15 protein-coding genes are annotated in these 17,759 nt (G+C 66.3%); 7 read left to right on the top strand and 8 right to left on the bottom strand.

What is annotated here, in order from left to right; all coding sequences use genetic code 11:
* Positions 1-3: 3 nt before the first annotated feature.
* Complete coding sequence (locus AB6730_RS15700; RefSeq protein WP_371024550.1) at positions 4-786, bottom strand: ABC transporter ATP-binding protein; 783 nt, start codon at positions 784-786, stop codon at positions 4-6.
* The gene (locus tag AB6730_RS15695; RefSeq protein WP_371024549.1) at positions 783-1,928 is read right to left on the bottom strand and encodes an MlaE family ABC transporter permease; all 1,146 of its coding nucleotides are present in this window, start codon (positions 1,926-1,928) and stop codon (positions 783-785) included. Before AB6730_RS15695 ends, AB6730_RS15700 begins: the two co-directional genes overlap by 4 nt.
* Positions 1,929-2,052: 124 nt before the next feature.
* Here AB6730_RS15695 and gcvT point away from each other — a divergent pair, with 124 nt between their 5' ends.
* A complete protein-coding gene (gene gcvT, locus AB6730_RS15690) occupies positions 2,053-3,159 on the top strand; it encodes a glycine cleavage system aminomethyltransferase GcvT (protein ID WP_371024548.1) in 1,107 nt (368 codons plus the stop codon).
* Between the two features lie 62 nt (positions 3,160-3,221).
* Here the strand turns inward: gcvT and AB6730_RS15685 are convergent, their stop codons facing one another.
* Entirely contained in the window at positions 3,222-4,376 is a 1,155-nt protein-coding gene (locus AB6730_RS15685) for a DUF3103 family protein (RefSeq protein WP_371024547.1), read from the bottom strand.
* Between the two features lie 250 nt (positions 4,377-4,626).
* Between AB6730_RS15685 and gcvH the strand changes: the two genes are divergently transcribed.
* The 3 genes from gcvH (at position 4,627) to AB6730_RS15670 (ending at position 7,348) form a co-directional block, all read left to right on the top strand.
* The gene (gcvH, locus tag AB6730_RS15680; RefSeq protein WP_371024546.1) at positions 4,627-5,022 is read left to right on the top strand and encodes a glycine cleavage system protein GcvH; all 396 of its coding nucleotides are present in this window, start codon (positions 4,627-4,629) and stop codon (positions 5,020-5,022) included.
* Positions 5,023-5,454: 432 nt separating this feature from the next.
* Positions 5,455-6,042, top strand: coding sequence for a met regulon transcriptional regulator MetJ (metJ, locus tag AB6730_RS15675; RefSeq protein WP_306852137.1), 588 nt, complete (start codon positions 5,455-5,457; stop codon positions 6,040-6,042).
* A 274-nt stretch (positions 6,043-6,316) separates the two neighbouring features.
* A complete protein-coding gene (locus AB6730_RS15670; protein WP_371024545.1) occupies positions 6,317-7,348 on the top strand; it encodes an energy transducer TonB in 1,032 nt (343 codons plus the stop codon).
* 35 nt (positions 7,349-7,383) lie between these two features.
* Here the strand turns inward: AB6730_RS15670 and AB6730_RS15665 are convergent, their stop codons facing one another.
* Positions 7,384-8,730 carry a serine hydrolase domain-containing protein gene (locus AB6730_RS15665; RefSeq protein ID WP_371024544.1) on the bottom strand — a complete coding sequence of 449 codons (1,347 nt, stop codon included), beginning with the start codon at positions 8,728-8,730 and terminating at the stop codon, positions 7,384-7,386.
* Positions 8,731-8,916: 186 nt separating this feature from the next.
* Here AB6730_RS15665 and AB6730_RS15660 point away from each other — a divergent pair, with 186 nt between their 5' ends.
* Entirely contained in the window at positions 8,917-10,197 is a 1,281-nt protein-coding gene (locus AB6730_RS15660) for an NTP/NDP exchange transporter (RefSeq protein ID WP_371024543.1), read from the top strand.
* Here AB6730_RS15660 and AB6730_RS15655 read toward each other — a convergent pair.
* The 3 genes from AB6730_RS15655 to mtgA form a co-directional block, all read right to left on the bottom strand.
* Entirely contained in the window at positions 10,194-10,622 is a 429-nt protein-coding gene (locus tag AB6730_RS15655) for a CBS domain-containing protein (protein WP_371024542.1), read from the bottom strand. The two genes, AB6730_RS15660 and AB6730_RS15655, sit on opposite strands and share 4 nt — an antisense overlap.
* Before the next feature lie 78 nt (positions 10,623-10,700).
* Positions 10,701-11,645, bottom strand: a complete 945-nt coding sequence (locus AB6730_RS15650; RefSeq protein WP_371024541.1) for a glycosyltransferase family 2 protein — start codon at positions 11,643-11,645, stop codon at positions 10,701-10,703.
* A gap of 8 nt (positions 11,646-11,653) precedes the next feature.
* Positions 11,654-12,394, bottom strand: coding sequence for a monofunctional biosynthetic peptidoglycan transglycosylase (mtgA, locus tag AB6730_RS15645; protein WP_371024540.1), 741 nt, complete (start codon positions 12,392-12,394; stop codon positions 11,654-11,656).
* Between the two features lie 106 nt (positions 12,395-12,500).
* Between mtgA and AB6730_RS15640 the strand changes: the two genes are divergently transcribed.
* Positions 12,501-13,421 carry an Hsp33 family molecular chaperone HslO gene (locus AB6730_RS15640; protein ID WP_371024539.1) on the top strand — a complete coding sequence of 307 codons (921 nt, stop codon included), beginning with the start codon at positions 12,501-12,503 and terminating at the stop codon, positions 13,419-13,421.
* Positions 13,422-13,426: 5 nt separating this feature from the next.
* Here the strand turns inward: AB6730_RS15640 and AB6730_RS15635 are convergent, their stop codons facing one another.
* Positions 13,427-16,321 carry an EAL domain-containing protein gene (locus AB6730_RS15635; RefSeq protein WP_371024538.1) on the bottom strand — a complete coding sequence of 965 codons (2,895 nt, stop codon included), beginning with the start codon at positions 16,319-16,321 and terminating at the stop codon, positions 13,427-13,429.
* Positions 16,322-16,581: 260 nt separating this feature from the next.
* Here AB6730_RS15635 and AB6730_RS15630 point away from each other — a divergent pair, with 260 nt between their 5' ends.
* Entirely contained in the window at positions 16,582-17,535 is a 954-nt protein-coding gene (locus AB6730_RS15630) for a hypothetical protein (RefSeq protein ID WP_371024537.1), read from the top strand.
* Positions 17,536-17,759: the final 224 nt, after the last annotated feature.

Genomic DNA, 17,759 nt, shown 5'->3' with positions numbered 1-17,759 from the left:
TCTTCAGTCCTTGCCGGGGTGAGCGGCGCGGGTGGCCGCGCGGCCGCGCGGTCCATTGAAATAAGCCTGGACCCAGGCATCGTCGGTGCGGGCCACTTCGTCGATCGGCGCGGCGGCCAGCACGCGCCGCTGCGAAAGTACGGCGACGCGGTCACAGGTGGAATACAAGGTATCGAGGTCGTGCGTCACCAGGAACACGGTGAGGCCCAGCGCGTTGCGCAGGGTCACGATGAGGCTGTCGAACGCGGCGGCGCTGATCGGGTCGAGCCCGGCGGTGGGTTCGTCGAGGAACAGGATCTCCGGATCGAGGGCCAGTGCGCGCGCCAGTGCCGCCCGCTTGATCATGCCGCCGGAAAGCTGCGAGGGATATTTCCTCCCCGCGTCCACGGGCAACCCGGCGAGGGCGAGTTTCACCCCGGCCAGCCGTTGCGCATCCACGCGGGGCAGGCCAGCATGCTCGACCAGGGGCAAGGCCACGTTCTCCGCCACGGTAAGTGAGGAGAACAGCGCGCCACTCTGGAACAGCACGCCGAAGCGTCGCTCCACCCGGGATCGCCGTTCGTCGGACAGGGCGAGCAGGTTCTCGCCGAACACGCGCACCTCGCCGGCCACCGGCCTTACCAGCCCGACGATCGTGCGCAGCAGCACGGACTTGCCGGTGCCCGAGCCCCCGACGATGCCGATGATCTCGCCTCGATAGACATCGAGGTCGAGGTTCTCGTGCACGGTCTGGGACCCGAAGCGGTTGACCAGCCCGCGCACCTCGATGACGGTCTCGCGCGTCACCAGCCCATCTCCATATAGAAGAGGGCGGCGAGCGCATCGAGCAGGATCACCACGAAGATCGATTGCACCACGGCCGAGGTGGTGTGTTCGCCGACGGATTGCGCGCTGCCGGAGACCTTGAAGCCCTCCATGCAACCGATCACGGCGATCATGAAGGCGAAGACGGGGGCCTTGGCGATGCCGACGAGGAACTGGGTGAGCGAGATGTCCGCCTGGAACATCGACAGGAACATCGAGGGTGACATTTTCAGTACGGCCATGCAGACCACGCCGCCGCCGACGATGCCCGCGATCATCGCCAGGAAGGTCAGCAGCGGCAGCGCCACGAGCAGGGCGAGTACGCGGGGCAGCACCAACAACTCCACCGGGTCGAGACCAAGGGTGCGGATGGCGTCGATTTCCTCGCGCGCCTTCATCGAGCCGATCTGCGCCGTGAACGCACTGGCCGTCCGGCCCGCCAGCAGGATGGCGGTCAGCAGTACGCCGAACTCGCGCAGGAAGGCGAAGCCGATCAGGTCCACCGTGAACAGGCTGGCGCCATAACTCGCCAGCGCGGTCGAGCCGAGGAAGGCGACCACGCAGCCGACCATGAAGGAGAGCAGGGCGAGGATCGGCACCGCGTCGAGCCCCGTCTGCTCGATGTGCGACACCAGCGAGGTGACCCGCCAGCGGCGCGGTCGCCATGCGGTGGCGAGGAAGCCCTGCAAGGTGATGCCTATGAAGGCCAGCAGCTTGGTGGTCTGCTTCCAGAACCCTTGCATGGCCTTGCCGATGCGCTCCAGCGCGGCGACGAAGCCGGCGTCGCGAGGCCGTTTCACGCCCGTGCAATAGGTATCGATGGCGTCGCCCACGGTCTTCAGCAGCGCGCGGCGCGCTGGCGGAAGGGCTTCGTCCTGGGCCAGGGTCTGGGTGCGCGAGCTGCCCAGCAACTCGGCGATGACGAAGGCGCCCGAGGTGTCCATGGCGCCGAGCTGGTGGATGTCGATGGCGATGCCGCTGTCGATCGACCCGGCCAGTTCGTTCGCACGGTGCTGGAGGTTGGAATAGTGGGCCAGCGTCCAGTCGCCGGCGATGGTCAGCCGCGCTCCGCCCGTGTCGCGGGTGAGCGTGGCCGAGCCGGGGAGGGGTGGTGCTGTCGCCATGCGTCAAAGGCTAGCAGGACTACCGCACGAAATCGTCGATGTTGCGACCGCGCTTGGACTGGAACCGCCCGGGGCCTGATAATGCCAGGCTGCACCCGCCGCCATTCCCCTGCAAGGTACGACGATGACCGACAAGACCGCACTCAACGCCACCCACCGCGAGCTGGGCGCCCGCATGGTCGACTTCGGCGGCTGGGACATGCCCATCGCCTACGGCTCGCAGATCGAGGAGCACCACGCGGTCCGCAAGGACGCCGGCATGTTCGACGTATCGCACATGACGGTGGTCGACCTCACCGGCGATCGCACCCGCGACTTCCTTCGCCGGCTCGTGGCCAACAACGTCGACAAGCTGGCCAAGTCCGGCAAGGCGCTCTACACCTGCATGCTCGACGAGAACGGCGGCGTCATCGACGACCTCATCGTCTATTTCCTGCGTGAGGATTTCTTCCGCCTGGTCGTGAACGCCGCGACGCGCGCCAAGGATCTGGCCTGGATCGAGAAGCAGGCGGCCGCCTTCGGCGTCACCGTCCGCGAGCGTCCCGAGTTCGGCATGATCGCCGTGCAGGGCCCCAATGCCCGCGCGAAGATGATCGGCCTGCTTCCCGAGGAAGTTCGCGAGAAAGCCACCAAGCTCGGCAAGTTCGCGGCCATCGAGATCGAAGGCCCGAACGGCATGCCCTTGTTCCTCGCCCGCACCGGCTACACCGGCGAAGACGGGTTCGAGGTGGTGGTGCCCAACACGCGCGTCGTGGAGTTGTGGAATCTTTTGCGCGAGGCGGGCGTCGCCCCGGCCGGGTTGGGTGCGCGCGATACGCTGCGCCTGGAGGCCGGCATGAACCTCTACGGCCAGGACATGGACGAGACGGTGACGCCCTGGGAGGCTTCGCTGGCCTGGACCATCTCGCTGGACGAAGGCCGCGACTTCATCGGCCGCGCCGCGCTCGAGAAACAAAAGACGGCGGGCGTGCCGCGGGTCATGGTCGGGCTGGTGATGGACGACAAAGGAGTGCTGCGCCACGGCCAGAAGGTACTGACCTCCGCCGGCGAGGGAGAAATCCTCTCAGGCGGCTTCGCGCCCACCCTGGGCAAGTCCGTGGCCTTCGCCCGTGTGCCCGCCGGCGAACTGGGGCAGGTGCGCGTGGACATCCGTGGCCGTGAAGTGCCGGTACGCGTGGTGAAGTTCCCGTTCGTCCGCGACGGCCAGCCGATGCCGGGCGTCGCCGACTGATTCCACTACCTATATAGACACAGGAGTGGAGGAGTGGCCCTTGGGCCACCCCTCCACCGACCTCACCGGGACTTCACGACATACGGTGCGAGCACCATCTTCGCTTCACCTCGCGCGCCGACCAGCGGCGCCACGTCGCTGCCATACTTGCCACCGCGTTCGACCACGTAGAAGGAATCCACGTAGTCGGCGTCGTTCTGGAACCACTTTTCATCCATGGCGCCGAGGATCTCGGCACCAACCTTCGACACGCCGGCGACGATCAATGCAGGCGGTGCACCGGGGGACACGACGAGCGCCAGGTTCCCGACCGCCTTGGTAACGGCCACGGCGAGCGCCTTGAAGTTCGTGTTCCCGTCTTCTTCGAAGAACTGCACGTTGACGTAGTTGGTGCCGTAGTCCGTCCAGTTGATGAGGTCCATGCCGGGCTTGTACCAACGCTTGTCATGGTCCAGCCACGGCATGTCCTTGGTGATGAGTCGCGGCGTCCCGTCCGGGGCCACGCCGGAGACGATGGCGAAGATCTCCGCGTCGCCCTGGATATTGGGTTCGTGGTCGCGTTCCAACCGGACTTCCTGCAGGATCGTCAGTTCCTCCACCGAGTTGGCCGCGCGCAAGTTGCCGCTGGCCATCGGGGCTTGCATGCCTCCGTTGCGGAGGATTTCGTTCATGACCGTCATGCCGGCCTGGATCGCCGCCGAGCTGTCGGACTCGACGATCAACATCGGCACGTCCGGCGCCGCATCGAGCGAGAACCGCTGCTCGCGCCCGGAAGGGTCATAAGCCACGACCTGCTTCTGGCCGGTGGCCTGGTCCTTGCTGACGGTCGCGGTCCAGAAGCCGCGGATGCTCGTGATCGGCTGGTCCTTGTCCACGCCGTGCACGCGAATATCGAAGAGGGCATCCAGCGTGCCATCGAGGCCGCGCAGGCGAATGGCCTGCCGCTCCAGGTCACGCAACCCGGTCGTCACGTTTTCCCTGGCCTGCGTTCCCTGCCCGGCGTAGTTGCGCAGCACGTCGGCCAGTGGCGCCTTGCCCTTGCTCAGCTGTTCCCGAAGCGTGGCGTCGAAGGTGGGATCGTTGACCAGCACAGCGATGGCCTTCGCCGTTTCTTCCCGTGCCTGGTTGACCGAGGTGACCTCCGCGGCCATGAGCGGTGACGAAAGGGCGAAGGCGAGGGCGGTGCCGATGAGGGTGAACTTGAGGATCCGTTTCATGGGTAGTCCTTGATGTGGGTTCGCGGCTTGAACCGCGGGGGATGTGGGCCATCACCTCATAACGGGGGAGGGTTAGGCCGATGCGGCGTCGTCGAAGTCGAGCCGCACGGACAAGGTAGTCGCCCGTGCCGAGGGTCTTCTGTCGGGGGAAGCGAGGGGTTCGTGTCGGCGAAACGCTTTCCTGAAACGCATAGAACGGTACAATCGGCCGTCACATCAGCGACCGTCCCGAGACAATGAGGCATAACCCATGAGCGAAATCCCCGGCGATCTGAAATTCCAGAAGTCCCACGAGTGGGTCCGCGTCGAGCAGGACGGCAGCGTCACCGTCGGCATCTCCGACCACGCGCAAGCCGCGCTGGGCGACCTGGTCTACGTCGAGCTGCCGGAAGTGGGCAGTGAAGTCACCGCTGGCGCCGGCGTCGCCGTCGTCGAATCGGTGAAGGCCGCGTCCGATATCTACGCTCCCGTTTCAGGCAAGGTGATCGCCGTGAACGACGCGCTCGGCGACAAGCCGGAGACGATCAACGAGGACGCATTCGGCGAGGGTTGGATCTTCAAGTTGGAGATCTCCGACAAGGCCGAACTCGACGGCTTGCTCAGTCCGGACGAGTACGCCGAACTCGCCGCGAACGACGATCACTGATCCCTCTTCGAACCCCGAACATGGTGCCGGTCGACCTCGACCGGCATTTTTTTGTCCGTTTGGGAGGGTCCGGCAAAAATTATTTTTGCCCCCAGTTGAACTCCGTTCATCCCCCGGGAAGGGGTCCGACGACACCATTCGGGCGATCTCTCACGAACGCCATCTCGTGTCGCCGCTTGTCGTCGTCGTTTCTCGTGGCGAACGTAAAATGCCTTTATTTAAGGCGTTTGCTGAACCGATATGTTCGCGCGGTATGTTTTGTTTTGGATGTCCAATTATCCGCGGTGGTCGTCGCGACGGGTGCGAACGCAGCTCGGCGACGACGGGGAAGGGCAGCCTATGCGTCCGCAAGGTCTTCAATTTAGAGCCAAAATTTATTGACAGCGGAAATGTTCAGGAATAGCTTTTGCGTCAATTGACGGGGAACCGGAAATGGAAACAGGAAAATTCATCAGGCCGTACGTGGAGCATGGTTCGAAAGCGGGCTCGGTAAGAAAGATCACAGTATCGATTCCGCTGCACATCCTCCGCCTGCTTTCCGATGAACGTACTCGCCGCCAGGTGAACAATTTGAGGCACGCTACGAACAGCGACCTGCTGGTCGAAGCGTTCCTCCACGCTTTTACTGGGCAACCACTGCCAACTGATGAGGAGCTGAGAAGAACTATGGCCACTGCCAAGAAAGCCACTGCCAAGAAGTCCGCCGCCAAGAAGGCGTCGAAGAAGTCCACCGTGAAGAAGACCGCCGCGCGCAAGTCGCCGGCAAAGAAGGCCTCGACCCGTAAGGTCGCGACCAAGAAGGCCGCGACCCGCAAGTCGCCGGCGAAGAAGGCTGCTGCTAAGAAGGTCGCCCGCAAGGCGCCCGCCAGGAAGGTCGCCGCCAAGAAGGCGGTGAAGAAGGCCGTTCGCAAGGCCCCCGCCAAGAAGACCGCGCGCAAGGCTGCACCGCGCAAGGCTGCTTCGAAGAAGGTTGCCGCCGCCAAGGTGGTCCGCGCGACCAAGGCCGCCAAGGCCAAGTAAGCGTCACCTTCCAATAAGAAAGTACGTTTTGCGAATTAGCTCCCCGCGGTGCCCAGCGCGGGGAGTCACTTCGAAAACTTGACCCCGGCCTGGCCGGGGTCGTTCGTTTCCGGGGCACGGTTTTGCCGGCCCGGGAAAAGCTCCTAGGCCGCCCAACTGGATTCACGCGCCCATTACGGTTACCTTGTCGCCACATCGCGCTGCGGAGGACGGGGGGTTCTTCGCGTCAAGCCATCAGGGGGCGCGCGCCTTGCGGAGTCCGTTCTGTAACGCCATGGATAACCGTCATCGCTTTTCCGCGCGCTCGCGAGCCCGCGGCGCCGTCAATCCCGTCACCCTCGCCGTCATCGCCATCGTGCTGGCGCTCGCGGTCGCGGCCTGGTTCCTTATCATCAAGCCCTACCGCGATGCGGCCGCGGGCGTAACGCCGGTCGCCACCGCCGCGCAAAAGGCAGCGGGCACCCGCGAGACGCCTCCCGCGAACGTGGACGCGCTCAGCGTCGACCAGCTGCTGGCCGAGGCGCGCACCGCGATGAACGAGCAGCGGCTCGTCGCCCCTGCGGGCAACAACGCCTTCGAGTTCTATATGAAGGTGCTGCAGAAGCAGCCGGGGAATCCGGTGGCCGCGGATGCGCTGCGGGAAACCTTCTCTTACGGTGCCGCCGCCACGGAGCAGACGATCAACCAGCGTGACTTCAACGAAGCACAACGGGAAATCGATCTCCTGGCCAAGGCCGACCCCGAGAACTACACGCTGACGATCCTTCGCTCCAAGCTCGACGCCCAGCGCAAGACGCTGGACCGCGAACAGCAGCAGGCGGTGGATGCGCAGAAAGCCCAGCTTGCCCAGCAGAATGCCGCCGCGGCCGCGAAGGCCCAGGCGGAGCAGGCGGCGGCTGCGGAAGCGCTGCGCCAGCAGGCGGCTCGCGAGCAGGCGGCACGCGTGGCCCAGCAACCGCAGGCGGCGAGCCCCACGGCTGCCGCGCGTCCGGCCGCCGCGGCGCCACATGCACCCGCCGCGGACGCCGATGCCATCAGCGATGCCGTGCTCATCCGCCAGGTCAGCCCGCGTTATCCCACCGCCGCCATGCGCGCGAACCAGGAAGGTTGGGTGGACGTCGAACTGACGGTGGGCACCGATGGCACGGTGACCAACGTGGCCGTGGTCGACGCGCAACCCAAACACGTCTTCGACCGCTCGGCGATCGATGCCGTCAGCCGCTGGGAGTACAAGCCGGCCACGCGCAACGGCGAACCGATGACCGTCACGCTACGGCGGCGGTTGCAGTTCAATCTCGGCAGGTAACGACAGGTCCAGCCCCGGCCGATGCCGTGGCTGGATCAATCGGGTTTCTTCTTCCTGGCCGGCTTCGCCGTGCTCTTCTTCGCAGGCGTCTTGGCCGCCGCCTTCGCACGCGATTTCGCCGGCGCCTTCGCGGCTTTCGCCACCGGTGCGGTACGCGCGGAACCCTCCACGCCCGCCCAGTCCACATGCGGCAGGCCGAGCAGGCTGTCGAACACCATCGGCATGAGGCCGGCGGGGATCGGCCCCGCGGCGTTCCACATCGTCACCACGCCCGCGTGGTACTTGGGGAAGAAGCCGATCATGGTGCGATAACCCGACACGGCACCCGCGTGGTAGATGAGGTCTTCGTTGGCGTACTTGAACACGCGCCAGCCGAGCGCGTAGTGCGCGTCGGTCACGCGTGCCCGGCGCCAGGGCAGCGAGCGTTCCTCGGAAGGCGTCGCCACTTCCGGTGCGTGCAGCACGTCGAGCAGGGGCGTGGGCAGCACGTCGGGACGTCCGCCCATCTGTGCCATCAGCCATTGCTCCATGTCGCGAAGGCTCGCATTCACGCCTGCCGCCGGGGCGACGCGGTAGTAGCTGTCGTTCGGCTCGTAGGGAATCCAGTTGTGCGGTCCGCCGCGATGGGGGCGCGCCCAGCTCTTGCTCGCCTCTAGCGCATCGCGGCCATAGCTGGCGGTGGTCATGCCCAACGGCGCGAAGATGCGGCGCTCCACCTGGCGGAAGAAATAGTCACCCGTGACCGCGTAGACCACGTCGCCGATCATGCTGAAGGCCACGTTCTGGTACCCGTAGCATTCGCCGACCTTGCAGGAGAGGTCGACCTCGTCGAGCTTGCGCACGAGTTCCTCGTAAGGCGCGTCGGATTCGAGCATGGCGTCGTAGGTGTTGCGTGGCAGGCCCAGCCGCTGGCCGAGGATGTCCCTCACGGTGGCCTGCTGGGCCGCCTGCATGTCCTTGAGCTTGAAGTAGGGGATGGTGTCGATGAGCTTGGTGTCCCAGCTCAGGAACCCCGCACGGACCAGCACGGCGGTGACGCCGGTGGCGAAGGCCTTCGACAGGGAAGCCAGGCGGAACACCGTTTCCGGCGTGGCGGGTTCCTTGGTCTTCGCGTTCGCATAGCCGATGGCGCGTTCGTACACGACCTTGTCGTCGACGATCACGGCGGTGACGATGGCCGGGGCGGCATCGCGTGCCTCGGCGGCATCCAGCCACTGCTTGTAGCTTTCGACGGTTGCCTTGACCCGTTCCGCTGGCAGCCGGGAGGCTTCGGGGTCGACATGGACGACGGGCGGCTTCGGCGGCGGCGCGGCGAGCGCGAAGGGAGCGGCAACGGCGCAGGCGAAAGCGCAGGCGAGCAGGGAAGCGGAACGGAACGACATGCTTTTCTCGCGGGGTCGAGGCGTGGGGGCACGCCGCGGAGTGGGGACGCCGGGAGGGGTCCGGACGTCGTTCCCGGCATTGTCTTTTACTTCCTCGTCCGCGACAACGGATGGTGCCTTGACGACGCTGAACGGAACGTCTCGCCATGCTAGGCTTCATCGACTCCACCGGACACGCCGGCCATCGTGAACGCAGCACCGCATGCCGCCCGGAGCAAGGGGCCCACCCTGGCGCTCTCGGTCATCGCCTTCTTCCTGGTGCTGACTTCCTATTACGTACTGCGCCCCGTGCGCGACCAGCTCGTCGGCGCCGCCGGTTCGTCGTCGCTGCCGATGTTCTACGCCATCGTGTTCGTGGTCATGCTGGCCCTGACTCCCGTGTTCGGCTGGCTCGTCGCCCGGTTTCCCCGGAGGCAGGTGCTGCTGGGCAGCTACCTTTCCTTTGTCGTCTGCCTGGTCGCCTTCGTCCCGGCCTTCGCCGCCCAGGACCGGATCGGCGCGGTGGTGCTCGGCCGGGTGTTCTTCGTCTGGGTGAGCGTCTTCAACCTGTTCGTGGTCTCGCTCTTCTGGAGCGTGATGGCGGACGTGTACCGGAGCGTGGAGGCGCGCCTGGTCTTCCCCTTCATCGCGTTCGGCGGGATGGCCGGTGCGCTGGTGGGACCGTTGCTCACGCGATTGCTGGTGGTTCGCCTGGGCGTACCGTCGATGCTCGTGGTGTCCGCGGTGATCTTGCTGTTGGCCCTGGGAGCGCTCCTGGCGCTGCCCACGGACAGGGAAGGTAACGACCGCAGTGGAGGCGCACCCGTGGGCGGCTCGATCCTGCAGGGTGCCAAGGCGGCGTTCTCACAGCCTTTCCTGCGCTACATGACCCTGCTGATGTTGCTGAGCGACGGCATCGCCACCGTGGCCTACGCGTTGATGGCCGACTACACGAAAGCCCACTTCGCGGACAACGCGGCGCGGACGGCGTTCTACGCCGACCTCGACCTGTGGATCAATGGGTTCGGCGCCTTGTTGCAACTCACGCTCACGCCGCTGCTGTTGCGTGGCTTCGGCCCTCTCTGGGCACTGGTGTTGCCCTCGGTGGTGAACGTGGGACTGCTCCTGCTGCTGACCTTGCATGGTCCTTCGGAAGCCACGCTGTTCGGGTTCGCCGTGCCGTTGATCGTCGTCGTGCAGGTGGTCACGCGAGGAATGACCTATGGCATGACCAAGCCCGCTTCGGATGCGCTCTACACGCGCATGCCGCGCGAGGCGCGCTACAAGGGCAAGAACTTCATCGAGACGGCGGTCTGGCGCTTCGGCGACCTGGTCGTCACGAGCGGTCTCACCGGTCTTCACGCCGTGGGCGTGGGCATCGCGGGCATCGGCCTGATCGGCGCGGGGCTGGCCGCCGTCGCCACGGACGTGGCGCGGCGTGCCGCGACCTCGCCGGACCTCGAACCGGAATCGCAGGACGACGCTTAACCGACGATGTAGCTTTCGAGCTGGTTGATCGTTTCCTTCTGCTCGGAGATCGTGGCTTTCACCAGGTCGCCGATGGAGACCATGCCCACCACGCGACCGCCTTCGAGGACGGGCAGGTGGCGCAGGCGGCCGTCGGTGCACAGGCGCATGCACTCGTCGACGGAAGCGTCCGGCGCGACCGTCACCACGCTGGCCGTCATGATGTCGGCCACCGGCGTGTCGCGCGAGGAACGATCCTTGAGGATCACCTTGCGCGCGTAGTCGCGCTCGGAAACGATGCCGACCAGTTCGCTGCCCCGGATGACCGCCAGCGCGCCGACGTTCTTCTCGGCCATCTGCTTGATCGCTTCATAGACGGGCGCCTCGGGTGCGACGGCGAATACCGCCGTGCCCTTCGCTGCCAGGAGATGCTTGACCTGCTGCATGCTCGACTCCCCGGATGGACGCGGCGGTTGCCGCCTGGGCACCAGTCTACCGCCGCCGCGGGCCGGCCAGGGTAACGATCAGGTGAAGGGCGGACGGCCGCCCCGGCGCGATTCCACGTAGTAGAGCGGGCGGCGCTTGGACTCGGAGTAGGTGCGGCCGACGTATTCGCCGATGACGCCCAGCGCGAGCAGCTGCGCGCCGCCGAGGAACAGGATCACCACCATCAGCGTGGGATAACCGCGGACGGGGTCGCCCCAGATCAGGACCTTCAGCAACACCCAGAGGCCGTAGAGGAAGGCGAGCGTGGCGGCGGAGACGCCGAGCCACGTGGCGATGCGCAAGGGCGCGGTCGAGAACGACGTGATGCCTTCGACCGCGAGGTTGGTCAGTCGCCAGTAGTTCCACTTCGTGCTGCCGGCATAGCGCGCGTCGCGGTGGTAGGTGACGGCCGCCTGCCGATAGCCGATCCAGGCGAACAGGCCCTTCATGAAACGCTGGCGCTCACGGAGTCCGCGCAAGGCCTCCACGGCGCGCCGTGACAACAGGCGGAAATCGCCGGTGTCCCTTGGCAGGGGTGTGTCGGAGACACGTTCCATCACCCGGTAGAACGCGGCCGAGGTGAATTTCTTCGTGCGCGTTTCGCCATCGCGTTCGCCGCGGGTCGCATAGACGACGTCGTTGCCTTCGCGCCAACGCGCGATGAGCGCGGGGATGACCTCGGGCGGGTCTTGCAGGTCCGCGTCGATGACGACCACGGCGTCGGCGTCCACCTGGTCGAGCCCTGCCGTCAAGGCGGCTTCCTTGCCGAAGTTGCGCGACAGCCGCATGGCTTCCACGCGCGGGTCCCGGTCGGCCAGCGCACACAGGCATGCCCATGTCTCGTCCTGGCTGCCGTCGTCGACGTAGACGATGTGCGCGCTCGCGTCGATGGTGTCCAGGACCGCGCCCAGGCGGCTATGGAAGCTGTCGATCACCTGTGCTTCGTTATAGGCGGGAACGACGATGGCGAGGGAAAAGGACATGGGCGGTCTCAGCGGACACGGCCGGCGACGGGGGCCGGGCGAGTGAGGTAGGCGGGGCCGCCGAGCTGGCCCATTTGCTGGGCGATCCAGGCTGTGCGCCGTTGCACGTACGCACTGGGTGCGTCGACGCGGAAGCGGCGCGGATTCGGCAAGACGGCGGCGAGTCGCGCGGCCTGGACGACGCCAAGGCGATCGGGCGCGGTGTGGAAGAACGTGTCGCTTGCCGCGCCGACGCCGTAGACGCCGTTACCGAGCTCGACGATGTTCATGTAGACCTCGAGGATGCGCCGCTTCGGCCACAACGCTTCGATCAGCACGGTGAAATAGGCCTCCATGCCCTTGCGCACGAAGCTGCGCCCATTCCAGAGGAACAGGTTCTTGGCTACTTGCTGGCTGATGGTGCTGGCGCCGCGCAGGCGCTTGCCTTCATCGGCGGCATCGATCGCATCCTGGATCGCGTCCACGTCGAATCCGTGGTGGAAAGGGAACTTCTGGTCCTCGCCCGCGACCATCGCGATGCCCACCTGCGCCGAAATACGATCCCAGGGGACCCAACGATGACGGTAGACGAAATCTTTCTCTCCGCTGACCAATGCCTCCACGCGGCGCTCCATGATCATCGCGCTGGTCCATGGCGGCACGAAACGCAGGGCCAGCACCACCAGGCACGACAACGCCAGCCACGAGACGAGCAGCAGGCCCACGAGGCGGGCGATCCGGCGGAACGGTGAACGGGGCGTCGGACTCATGGCGGCGCGGTGACGAAGGATGGCGCAGTATAAGGGCCTGGACCTTCGCGGGCTTGCCAGCGCTCCGGCGAGTCCCCATCTTCCGTCGGATCACCAGGAGACCGCCGTGACCGATTCGATCGTCGAAACCCTTGCGTCCGAAGACGTGTTGCACCGCTTCATGCTCGAGAAGGCGGGCGTGCGTGGCGTGCTGGTGCGCCTCGGCGCCAGCTGGCACGAGATCGCCTCGCGTGCCGACTACCCGGCCGCCTTGCGTGACACGCTGGGCCAGGCCGTCGCCGCCAGCGCCCTGCTCACGGGCAACATCAAGTTCGAGGGCTCCCTCTCCCTGGAATTCAAGAGCCAGGGGCCGCTGCACCTGCTCTTCGCCGAATGCAGCGACAAGGGCCGCCTGCGCGGCCTCGCACGGTACGACACCAAGGCCTTGCCCGCGCGACTCGCGCTGGGTGGGCTGCCCGAGGCGATGCTGGCGATCACCATCGGCCATGCCGAGCGGGGCCGTTACCAGGGCGTCGTGGAACTGGACGATACGGAGTCGATCGGCGAGGCGCTGGAAAACTACTTCGAACGTTCGGAGCAGCTTCCCGCACGTATCCTGCTCGCCGCGAACGGTGAGCATGCGGTCGGCCTGATGCTGCAGCCCGTGCCGGGAGAGGGCGGTCACAGCGCCGCCGAGGACGACGACGAGGCCTGGTCGCGCGTGGGCCATCTCACGGCCACCCTCAGTGCCAGCGAAATGCTCGCCACGCGGCCGGAGGAATTGCTGTATCGCCTCTACCACGAGGAGTCGGTGCGCCTCTACGAACCGAAGCCGCTGGCCTTCGGCTGCACCTGCTCGCAAGAGCGCGTGGAAGGCATGCTGCGCGCGCTCGGCCGCGAGGAGGTCGAAGCCACGCTGGACGATCGCGACGGCGAGATCGAAGTGATCTGCGAGTTCTGCGCCACGCGCTACATCTTCGACCGCGTGGACGCCGAGCGCCTGCTCACCCAGGTGGAAACGCCGCCCTCGCCTTCGACCTTGCAGTAAGCGGGTCAGGCGTCCAGCGACAGCGGCGAGCCCAGCCACTTGCTGGCGGGGGCGGGCTGGGCGAAGAGGAAACCCTGGCCGAATCGGCAGCCGATCCGGCGCAGGGCGCGCATCTGGGATTCCGTCTCGATGCCTTCCGCGATCACCTGCATGCGCAGCGAATTGGCCAGGGCCTGGATCGCCCGGACCACCGCGGTGCTGTGCGCCTCGCTGTCTTCGGCGGGCAGTTCGATGACGAACGAGCGATCGATCTTCAGCGTCTCGATCGGATACTGGTGCAGGTAGCTGAGTGACGAATAGCCGGTACCGAAGTCGTCCAGCGCGATGCCCACGCCGTGGTCGCGCAGGTTCTCGAGGATGCGCTTCACCTGGGCCGGGTTCTCCAGCAGCGCGCGCTCGGTCACTTCCACGCGGATGGAGCGAGCCGGCACCTTGTGCTCGATGAGCAAGTCGAGCAGGCGCTGGTCCAGGTCGGGCGAACGGAAATGGCTACCCGACACATTGATGCTGATGAAGCCCTCGTCGCCCACCAGCGCCCGGGCCTGGCGCGCCACCTGCTCGAAGATCTGCCAGTCGATCGCCTCGGAGCAGCCGGTGTCCTCGGCCACGGAAAGGAATTCGCCCGGCGACAGCAAGCCGCGCTCGGGGTGGCGCCAGCGCAGCAGCGCTTCGTAGCCGACCACGCGGTGGTCTTCCAGGTCGACGATCGGCTGGTAGAAGGGCACGAACTCGTTGCGCGTCAGCGCGCGGCGCAGGTCGCCCTCCAGTTCCAGCAACGAAAGCGCTTCGCGGCGCAGGCGGTCGTCGAACACGGCTGCGCGGTGGCGGCCTTCGTCCTTCGCCCTGTACATGGCTGAATCGGCGTCGCGGAGCAATTCCTCCGGTCGCGTGTATTCGGGCGTGGGCAGGGCGATGCCGATCGATGCCGACGTGAAGATCTCTTTCGCGCCGAGCCGGAACGGGGTCTGCAACTGGGCGATGATGCGTTCGGCGATATGTGTCGCGGACTGCGGGTCGACGATGCCCTCGACCAGCACGGCGAATTCGTCGCCACCGAGGCGGGCCACGACGTCGCGAGTCTTCAGGCAGGCGCGGATACGGCCGCCCACCTGGAAGAGGAGATCGTCGCCGACAAGGTGACCGACCGAATCGTTGATGACCTTGAAGCGGTCGAGGTCGATGAAGAGCACCGCGAACAGGTCGGCGGGATTCTCGCGGTAATGGTTCAGCGCCTGCTCGAGCCGTTGCAGCAACAAGGTGCGGTTGGGCAGGCCGGTGAGCGAATCGTGCAGGGTCTCGTACTTGAGCCGGCGTTCGACGCGCTCGCGCTCGGCGATCTGCTCGCGCAGGTCGCGGTTGGCCAGGGCCAGCGCGCGCGTGCGCTCGGTCACCCTCCGCTCCAGGCTGGCGTAGGCCTGCTTGAGCGATTCGGTGGTGTACTTGCGCTGCAAGGCGTTGGCGATGTGGTAGCTGACGAAGGTCAGCAGTTCCTGGTCGCGCGCACTATAGGTGTGTTCGGGCGTGTAGCTCTGCACGGCCAGCACGCCCATCGACTTCTCGTTCCAGATCAGGGGCACGCCCAGCCAGTGCAGCGAACGCGCGCCGCTGGGGGATAGCACATGATCGCGGTTGAGCCGGTCGATCTCCTCCCGGTCGGCGAGCAAGGCCTTGCCGTTGCGCAGCACGAACTCGGTCAGCCCTCGACCCAGTTCGCGCGGTTCGCGCACGCCATCCAGTTCGTCGACCGAATAGGGGAAGGTCAGCTTGTTCTGGTCTTCCGAGAGCAAGGCGATGTAGAAGTTGCGCGCATACAGCAGCCCGCCGATGACCCTGTGCACGGCGGCGTAGAAGTTCTCGATGCTGTCGGAGGTGTTGGCCAGTTCCGCGATGCGGAACAACGCCGCCTGCAGGCGTTCGCCACGCTGGCGTTGCAGGACCTGCTGGCGCAGCACGCGGTTGGCTTCGCGCAGGGCCGCCGTCCGCGTGGTGACGCGGCGCTCCAGTTCTTCGTGGGCCTGCCGGCGTTCGAGTGCCGTCTGCACATGCTGCGCCACGTAGGTGAGCAGCTCGCGGTCGTTTTCCGTGTAGTGCGTGTCGTCGCGGTAGCTCTGCACGACCAGCGCGCCGACGACGTCTTCGCCGCGTTTCATCGGCACGCCCAGCCAGTCGTCGCTGGGCGGCCCGATGGGGACGCGCGGACCGGGCAGGGTCTTCTCCAGTTCGCTGCTGGCACCCATCATCGAACGGCCGCTCTGCAACACGTTCCAGGTGAGGGTGTTCTCGATGGCCTCGATGGTGCGGACGCCTTCGGGATCGGGAATGTCCTGGTCTTCCGTATCGACGAAATACGGGAAACGCACCGTGCGGTTCTGTGCGTCGTAAAGGACGATGAAGAAGTTCTCGGCATACATGAGGCTGCCCACGATGCCGTGCAGCGCACTCATCATGTCCTTCATGTTGTGCTCGGCGCCGGCCTGCTCGGCGATCGCGTACAGCGCGCGCTGGAGCCGCTCGGCGAGGGCGAGGCGCGAGATCGCCTCGTAGAGGTTGGCTGTTTCGGCGAGTTGGCGCAGGCGCGCCGAGGCCAGCCTGCCCAGCCAGGCGAGCATGTCGCCGCCGGCGGACAGGTCGGCGTCACTGGTCACGACCTCGAGGATTCGCTCGCTCTGTGGATCGACGGCCAGTTCGAGCACTCCCGTGGCGGCCGCCTCGCCGCTCGCCACCGGCCGCCACGCGACCTTCGCATCCGGCAGCAGGCACTGGACGAAGGCCTCGCACTCCGTGCGCACGCCCTCCGCGTCCGCGGCGCGCAGCAACCTCTCCACGGCATCCTGCAACGGCTCTACCTCGCCGTGACCGGGCGCCTGCAGGGTCGGGCTGTGGGATGGAGCGAAAGTCATCGCCTGACGAGGTTCCGGTCGTGGTCGGGTCAGTCTATATGTGTTAACGCGACCATGCGATGGGCGTGAAAGCCAATCTCACAGAGCCTGCGCCTGGGCGCCCGAGTCTCCCCTTGTCGTGGTAAACGGCAGCTAATCCGAATCCTGAAGAGGGCCTCCCCGGGGTGTTAGTAAAAAGTAAAATGGTTTAGACTCGGGTCGTTCCCGTCAGGCTGAGGCGGGACCTCGGGGAACCTCAGCCGCTGCCGATAAAGACCACGATGCGCAGATCCTTACTCACCATGCTTCTGTTCATGCCGCTCGCCGCGGCAGGACAGGTCGCGCCGGTGGGTTCGGACGCCACGGCGTCCCAGCTGCTGGGCCAGCAACCGGCCTCGTCCGCCCGTCCGGACCAGGGCAGCCTGTCGTTGTGGCGCGCCCCGGATGGCCGCACGCTGTCCCTCCAGTCCGACGATCGCGCCGATCCGGCCAAGCCACTGGCCCTGCGGCCGGTGGATTCTGGCCCCTTCCTTTCCAGTGGTCTCCAGTACGACCTGGGACCGCGCGTCCAGGCCCATGCCAGCGTCAGTGGCCAGGGTTGGATCAATTCGGTGGAATCCTGCAGTGCCTCGGCAGGCAATAGCGACCGCTGCAGCACCCCTGGTGCGCCTCCGCGTATCGTTGGCAGCGAAGTGGGCGCCACCTTCCGCGGCACGGGTTACAGCGTGGGCGTCGGCGTCGGTTCCAGCCGCCCGACCGGCACGGGCGCGGCCTTGCCTCGCGTGGTGCCTGGCCTCGCCACCGCGTCGGGTTTGCCGCTCAGCGCGCTTTCTTCCAGCACCGAACTGAATGCCCATGGCCGTGTCGACCTGGGCGCACGCAGTGGCATCGACCTCGGTGCGAGCATCGGCCGCATTCGCCTGCTGCCAGGCAATCTTCTCGGTATCGGCACGGTCGACCAGAAGGCGCTGAGTTTCGGCGTCGATCGCGGTCCCTTGTCGGGTTCGATCACCGGACGCACGATGCAGCCCGAAGCCAACGCGGTGAACGGCATCAACCCGGACCGTCGCTGGAGCGCGATCGACCTCGGCGTGACATGGCGTCTGCCCTGGCGCGGTGAGTTGTCCGTCGGCGCGCAGAACGTGTGGTCGTCGGGTAACGCTCCGAGCAGTCCCGCAGGTCCGGAGCCGGACCAGTCGCGTACGCCCTACGTGCAGTACCACCAGGATCTCTGAGGCCGGAACCGCCGGCTCCTGAAGTAGGTTCTTTGGGCGGGTTCGTTCGTTGTCACGGCTCGGCTTCGCCCTCGCATTGGGATGGTGGGGCAGAGCCGTCGGCCGCCACCCTCGTCGCTCCGGTTCCACCGTCGCTCGGGAAGGGGTGCCGCTGCGCGGCCATGTCTGATGGCTGACGCCCCGTCGCGCCCGTCGCGCCGGGCGGGGTTTTCGATTCGGCTCCT

The organism is Luteibacter sp. RCC_6_2 (assembly GCF_041360655.1).
In the GTDB taxonomy this organism is placed as follows: Bacteria; Pseudomonadota; Gammaproteobacteria; order Xanthomonadales; family Rhodanobacteraceae; genus Luteibacter.
This window is presented reverse-complemented; position numbering and strand designations above follow the sequence as displayed.